Consider the following 6361-nt stretch of genomic DNA (forward strand, 5'->3'; position numbering starts at 1 on the left):
CGCCGCCGGCGATCGCCTTCAACGAGCGCGACTGGGTCGTGGTCGGCGACCTGCGCAACCTCACCGGCAACACCCGCCTGGACGATTCGCTGGAGCAGGCGTTCCGGATCAGCCTGGAACAGTCGCGCTTCGTCAACGTGCTGTCGGACCTGAAGGTCCGCGACTCGCTGACCCGGATGCGGATGGATTCGACCGCCCTGGTCGACCGCGGGCTGGCCGCGCAGATCGCCCAGCGCGACGGCGCCCGCGCGGTGATCGTGCCGACCGTATCCGAGGTCGGCGGGCGCCTGCGCTTCAGCGTCGAGGTGATCGACCCGCACACCCAGACCACCGTCTACGCGCATGCCGCCGACGGCAAGGGCGAGGAGTCGATACTGGCGTCGATCGACACCGTCACCGGCGCCCTGCGCGCCGACCTGGGTGAGGCGGTCGCCCAGATCGACAAGGATTCCCGACCGTTGCCGGAGGTGACCACCGGCAATCTCGACGCGCTGCGCGCCTACGCACTGGGGCAGGAGGCGTATGCGCGCTACGACTTCGACGAAGCGCTGCAGATGTACGAGCAGGCCACCGAACTCGACCCCGACTTCGCATTGGCCTGGCTGGGACAGGTGCGCGTGCGTTTCTCCAATGTCGACGCGCCCTCGGCGATGAAGGCGCTGCGGCAGGCGGCGGTGCTGAAGGACAGGCTGCCGCCCAGGGAGGCGCTGTATCTGGATGCCTGGGTGTCGGAGTTCGATGCGCCGTGGGAGACGGCCGGGCGCTGGGTGCAGCTGGCGAAGATGTATCCGGACTACCTGCCCGGAAGGGGCAATGCCGCGCTCTGGCTGTACGAGGAGAACCGATTCGCCGAGGCGCTGCCTCACGCACTGGCCGGCGCCGTCGACCAGAATCCCCTGAAGGGAATGGACTTCGATACGGTCGGTCGCATCCGTCTGGCGATGGAGGCCTACCCGCAGGCAGAGGCGGCGTTCACGCGCTCGCTGGAGGAGTCGGGGGGCAGCAGCCAGCGCCGCCTGGTCTCCACCGCCGCCGCGCAGCGTCATTTCGAAAAGGCCGAGAGCGAGGCCAGACGACTGGACCTGGCCAACGAGGACCACTACATCGAGAAGACCAGCCTGGCGATCGATCAGGGCAAGTGGAAGCAGGCGCTCGAACTGTCGCAGGCGTCGGTCCGGGTATTGAAGAACACCTCCGGACTCGCCGGACGCTATCTGAAGGTGCCGGTGGCACTGAGCCACTGGTTGGCCGGGGATGCCGATGCGGCCCGGGCGACCTTGCACGCCGCCGCCGAAGCGAGCCTGGCGCTGAACAAGGAGGGCTTCAACGCCGATGCCGAGGACGACGCGACGACCGCATTGGGTGCCGCCCTGATCCTGCAGCGGATGGGCGACGCCGACGGCGCGCGGCGCATCGTCGAGTCGCTGGCCCGGAACGAGAAGCTGATGCGGCTGCCGGTCGTGGCCGAGCTGGCCAGCGTGGTGAAGGCGGAGGCGCTACGGCGGGCAGGCGAACCCGAACAGGCGGTGGCGCTGCTGCGGCCCCTGGTTTCAGGCAGGGAGCGCTATCAGACGCGGGTTGCGTTGATGGAGGCATACGCCGATGCGGGCCAGATCCCGCAGGCGCTGGAACAGGCGCGCTGGCTGCAGCAGCGGCGTGGCCTTGCCTATGGCGAGCTCACCTGCGGCGGATGCCTGCAGGCACTGAACGTCCTGGACAGCAACCTCGCCATGCGCCGCGAGGCGGAACTGCTTCGGGGGCAGGGCAAGGACGACGAAGCGGAGCGGAAGCTGCAGGACTTCAACCGGCTCTGGCCGGTTGAAGCCTTGCCGGATCACTTGCGCGAAATCTGAGACGTCGGCAATCCAAGATCGAGCCGGGGCGTGGTCTGGGCAAGCCCGCGCAACAGCATGCTCATGATCTCCTCGCGGGCGGCGGCGATGGTTTCCTTGGGGGCGAGCCGGGTCACTTTGCAGCTGGCGAATGGCGCCACCTGCTCCGCGGAGGAGACCGCGCCGCAAGCGGTGATGGGGCCCGGCGACGGGGCTTCGTAGCCGATCGAGCGCAGCGCGGCGAGGTGATCGCGCTGGAAGCGCTCACGGAACAGGTCGTCGCTGCCGAGCAGATCCAGCAGGCGATCGGCGACCTCCACGGGCAGTGGCGCGGTCCGGGTCTTGGTACTCATCGGTCTTTCCCCATGTGCGGCCCTGGGCCAGGCCGTCAGCCGCAGAATCTAGCGCTCCGGCCGCAGGCGGGCAACCGTCACAGATTGGTTTCGCGGCCCTTTGCGCGCTTTGAACTCGGCAGTTGCGGGTGCGCGCGATAAAGTAGCGCCGGATCTGAACGAGGCCTTGGGATGCGTATCCGTCGTTGCGCGGTCGTTTTTCTGGAACCGCGCGAGGAGGTGGCGTTCGAGCTGGATTCGCTGCTGACCGGCGGCGACGGCCTGTGCCGGACCCGGCGCTGGCTGGCGCTGGCGCCGCATATCGGCGAGGAGGTTGAGCTCGATATCGGCGAGTGCGCGCTGCTGGGACGGCTCAGTCCCGGCCAGTGGGTCGACGCCGACAGCCTCGACGATGATGGCGGGGCGTTGCCGCGGCTGCTGGCCGAGGGCCTGGTCATCGCCGACGCCGACACGGGCGACGACGCGTATGACCGCTGGCGCGCGCGCGACGAGGCGTTCCGGCAGGTGCACTGGCATCCGCTGGGCGCGACCCTGCACGCGTTCACCCGCTGGGACGGCGTCGACGCGGTGCAGAACAGCAAGGACAGCGGCACCGAGACCGCGGTGCAGATGCGCGAAGTGCTCGGGGCGCCGCCGGTCGAGGCCGCGGTGCGTGTCGAAGCCGGCGACCGGTTGCCGCTGCCGCGGGTGCCGCCGAACGACTTCGATCGTCTGCTTGCCCGTCGCGCCACCTGCCGCAATTTCGATCCGTCGCGACGACTGCCGCTGGCGGCCTTCGCCCAGGTGATGCAACGGGTGTTCGCCGCCCAGGCCGAGGTGCGGGTGTCGGACGACACCGTGTTCCTGAAGAAGAACGTGCCCAGCGGCGGCGGTCTGCATCCGATGGAGTGCTACCTGATCGTCCAGCACGTGGACGGCATCGCGCCGGGCCTGTACCACTACCAGGCGCTCGAACACGCGCTGGAGCCGCTGCCGGCTGCGGACCGCCCGCTGCGCGAGCTGGTGATGGACATCGCCGCCCAGCAGCACTGGTTCGCCGACGCCCACGTACTGGTGCTGATGTCGCCACGCTACGACCGCACCTTCTGGAAGTACCGCCAGCACGCCAAGGGCTACCGGGTGGTGGCGCTGGAAGGCGGCCACCTGTCGCAGACCCTGTACCTGTCGGCGACCGAGGCCGGACTGGGCGCCTTCATCACCGGCGCGATCAACGAGAAGCGGATCGAACAGGTGTTCGGGATCGACCCGCTCAGCCAGGGCGCGCTGGCGCTGTGCGGCTTCGGCTGGCGTGCCGCGGTGATGGAGACCGCCGAGCTGGACCCCACCGGGGAAGTCTGGGGCCAGGCCGGAAGCTGACCGCGTCGCGGCGGATTTCGACGCCGCCTGTCTTTGCCGAATATGCGTTTGGACCGTGCGAAGTCGGTCGACACGGCGTGGAATGCCGTTGTATGTTCGGGGGCCGTTCATATAAATCGCCCCCACATATGCGCCGTTTCCTGCTCAAGGCCGTGGTCGCGCTGACCCTGGTCGGTTCCGCTTTCGCCGCCTCTGCCGGCACTTCCCAGCAACCCGACCAGATCCGCGCCCGCCAGGCCCAGATCAGTGCCGGCCTGCAGGCGGGCAACAGCCCATATGCCGAATTGTCGGCCCGCTCCCGCGAGGAGCTTGCCGAGCGGCAGGCGCGCCTGCTGGCCGTGCTGGAGGGCAAGCAGCACATCGACGAGCTCGATGGCGATGCCCAGGCCCAGGTCGAAGCCGACGTCAAATGGATCGAGAACGCGCTGACCCGCGCCGAGGATGAGCGCATGGTCTGCGAGCGCCGCCGCATTCTGGGCAGCAACCGCAAGGAGCGCGTCTGCAAGACCGTCGCCCAGTTGCGCGAGGAGCGCGAAGCCGCCCGCAGCGTGATGGACAGCCGCGGCACCTGCATCGACTGCAAGGTCGAGTGACTTCGCGGGCTGCGGCCCGCAGCGGTACCCGCACCGCACGCACGACCGGCCCGGCGGGCCGGCCCCACCACTCCAAGGAGAACGTCATGAAAGCAAGTACCTGGATCGCCGCCCTCGTCCTGGGCCTGGTATCGGTCACCGCGGTCGCGAACGTCGACAAGGTGGGGCAGATCCTGAAGCAGCAGCACGAGATCCGTCGCGAGAGCGAGGTGTCGACCGGCGAGTACGCGCGCTTCGGGTCGCGGGCGCTTGGCCGCATGCACAGCGCCCAGGACCGGATCTTCGACCTGCTGGACGATGTCAGCACGGTCGACCAGCTCGGTCCGGACCAGAAGGTGGAGCTGTTCAACGCGCTGGAGGAAGTGAAGGCGGTGATCAGCGAGAACGAGGACAACCGCCAGGAGTGCTGGCGCGAGCGCAAGGTCGGCACCACGTTGCGGACCACGCGCTGCGCGACCATCGCCGAGATGCGCGCGGTGCGCGAGGATACCCGCAGCTATCTCGATTCGCCGGCCACCTGCAGCGGCGATTGCGGCAGCGGCAAGGGGCTCGAAGGCAGTCTGTAACGGCTGCTGTCGTCGCGGCGACCGTGCCCAGGTGGACGGTCGCCGCGATCACCGCATCACCCGGATGGGAGGGTGTGGAAATGGCACATGAAGTCCTGAAGTGGACGCGGCGCGTGCTGATGGCCGGGACGTTGGCCGCGGTCTGCGCGGCGGCCCCGGCGCAGACGCCGCCGGATGAACCCGCTGCCGACGTGGAGATCGAGGACGTCGACGGCCTGCAGGCGATCCTGGAGCAGCAGCGCGAACTGAAGGCCGATCTCGACGACGGCGGCATCGACGGCCTGAGCACGCGCGAGAACAACCGTGTGCGCAAGGCCCAGGCCCAGGTGTTCGCGGTGACCGAGGGCAAGCACCGGCTCGATGAGTTGAGCATCGACGAGAAGGTCGAGCTGGAAAATGCGCTCGAGCAGATCAACGCCTATGTGCAGAACACCCGTCGGGCCCGCGACGACCAGACCGTATGCTGGCGCGAGAAGATGTCCGGCACCGCGCGGCGGGTGACCCGTTGCGGCAGCGAGGCCGAGCGCCGGCAGGCGCGCGAAGGCGCGCGCGGCTGGCTGGAACGCCCGAAGACCTGCGGCCAGGACTGCGGCGGCCTCTGAGTCCGGGCACCGCGCCCGGTGGTACCGCTCCCCGGCATCGCGTCAGGGCGGCGCCGCCCGCGCCGCGCCATGCGATGGCGCCGACAGGTGCATCCAGGCCGTGGCGGGAGCGGTCGCGACAGTGTCCCTCGCCGGCGCGGTGCTCAGAGCCCGTCCGCGCTGCCCATCCGCCGGTAGCCGATCGCCTCGGTCAGATGAGCGGTGGCGATGTCGGCGCTGCCGGCCAGGTCGGCGATGGTGCGCGCCACCCGCAGGATCCGGTGCATCGAGCGCGCGCTCAGACGCAGCGACTCGGCGGCGCGTTCGAGCAGGGCCTGGTCGCCGTTGTCGAGCCGGCAGCACGCGCGCATCTGGGCCTCGTCGAGGCGCGCGTTGGGCGTGCCGCTGCGTTCGAGCTGGCGCGTGCGGGCGACGGCCACCCGCGCCTGGACCGCGGCGCTGGACTCTCCGGGCGGCCCATCGGGGCGCAACTGCGAAGGCGGCAGCCGCGGCACGTGCACGTGCAGGTCGATCCGGTCCATCAACGGACCGGAAATCCGTCCGCGATAGCGACGGATGGCGTCGGGGCTGCAGCGGCAGCGGCCGCTGGTGTCGCCGGCCCAGCCGCAGGGGCAGGGGTTCATCGCCGCGACCAGTTGGAAGCGGGCCGGGAACTCGGCGCTGCGGGCGGCCCGCGATACGGTGACCACGCCCGACTCCAGCGGTTCGCGCAGGACTTCCAGCGCCTGCCGGCTCCACTCAGGCAGTTCGTCGAGGAACAACACCCCTTCGTGGGCGAGCGAGACCTCGCCCGGTCGCGGTTCGGCGCCGCCGCCGATCAGCGCGACCGCGCTGGCGGTGTGGTGGGGGGCGCGGAACCGGCGTTGCCGCCAGTGCGCGGGATCGAGGCCGCGACCGCTGACCGAGGCGATCGCCGCCGCTTCCAGTGCCTCGTCCTCGGACGCCTGCGGCAGCAGGCCGGGCAGGCGCGAGGCGAGCAGGGTCTTGCCGCAACCCGGCGGGCCGACCAGCAGCAGGTGGTGGCCGCCCGCCGCGGCGACTTCCAGCGCACGGCGGGCC

The 6361-nt window shown here is 70.1% G+C and carries 7 protein-coding genes; 5 read left to right on the forward strand and 2 right to left on the reverse strand.

Annotation, left to right across the window (positions count from 1 at the left end; translation table 11 throughout):
• The coding region (locus tag FKV24_RS07170) for a putative peptide modification system cyclase (protein ID WP_141481895.1) at positions 1-1853 on the forward strand (1853 nt) is incomplete at its 5' end.
• On the opposite strand, the gene FKV24_RS07175 is transcribed toward FKV24_RS07170, so the two are convergent.
• Entirely contained in the window at positions 1835-2185 is a 351-nt protein-coding gene (locus FKV24_RS07175) for an NHLP-related RiPP peptide (protein WP_141481896.1), read from the reverse strand. The two genes, FKV24_RS07170 and FKV24_RS07175, sit on opposite strands and share 19 nt — an antisense overlap.
• A gap of 171 nt (positions 2186-2356) precedes the next feature.
• Between FKV24_RS07175 and FKV24_RS07180 the strand changes: the two genes are divergently transcribed.
• The 4 genes from FKV24_RS07180 to FKV24_RS07195 all read left to right on the forward strand — a co-directional run bounded on the left by FKV24_RS07180 (position 2357) and on the right by FKV24_RS07195 (position 5302).
• A complete protein-coding gene (locus tag FKV24_RS07180) occupies positions 2357-3541 on the forward strand; it encodes a putative peptide maturation dehydrogenase (RefSeq protein ID WP_141481897.1) in 1185 nt (394 codons plus the stop codon).
• A 128-nt stretch (positions 3542-3669) separates the two neighbouring features.
• The gene (locus tag FKV24_RS07185; protein WP_111267770.1) at positions 3670-4134 is read left to right on the forward strand and encodes a hypothetical protein; all 465 of its coding nucleotides are present in this window, start codon (positions 3670-3672) and stop codon (positions 4132-4134) included.
• An 86-nt stretch (positions 4135-4220) separates the two neighbouring features.
• On the forward strand, positions 4221-4700 hold the full coding sequence (locus tag FKV24_RS07190; protein ID WP_111267769.1) for a hypothetical protein: 480 nt from the start codon (positions 4221-4223) through the stop codon (positions 4698-4700).
• Positions 4701-4780: 80 nt separating this feature from the next.
• Positions 4781-5302, forward strand: a complete 522-nt coding sequence (locus FKV24_RS07195) for a hypothetical protein (RefSeq protein WP_111267768.1) — start codon at positions 4781-4783, stop codon at positions 5300-5302.
• Positions 5303-5445: 143 nt separating this feature from the next.
• Here FKV24_RS07195 and FKV24_RS07200 read toward each other — a convergent pair.
• On the reverse strand, positions 5446-6361 hold a 916-nt coding region (locus FKV24_RS07200), incomplete at its 5' end, for a YifB family Mg chelatase-like AAA ATPase (protein WP_141481898.1).

The organism is Marilutibacter maris (assembly GCF_006546735.2).
Classification (GTDB): Bacteria; Pseudomonadota; Gammaproteobacteria; order Xanthomonadales; family Xanthomonadaceae; genus Marilutibacter; species Marilutibacter maris.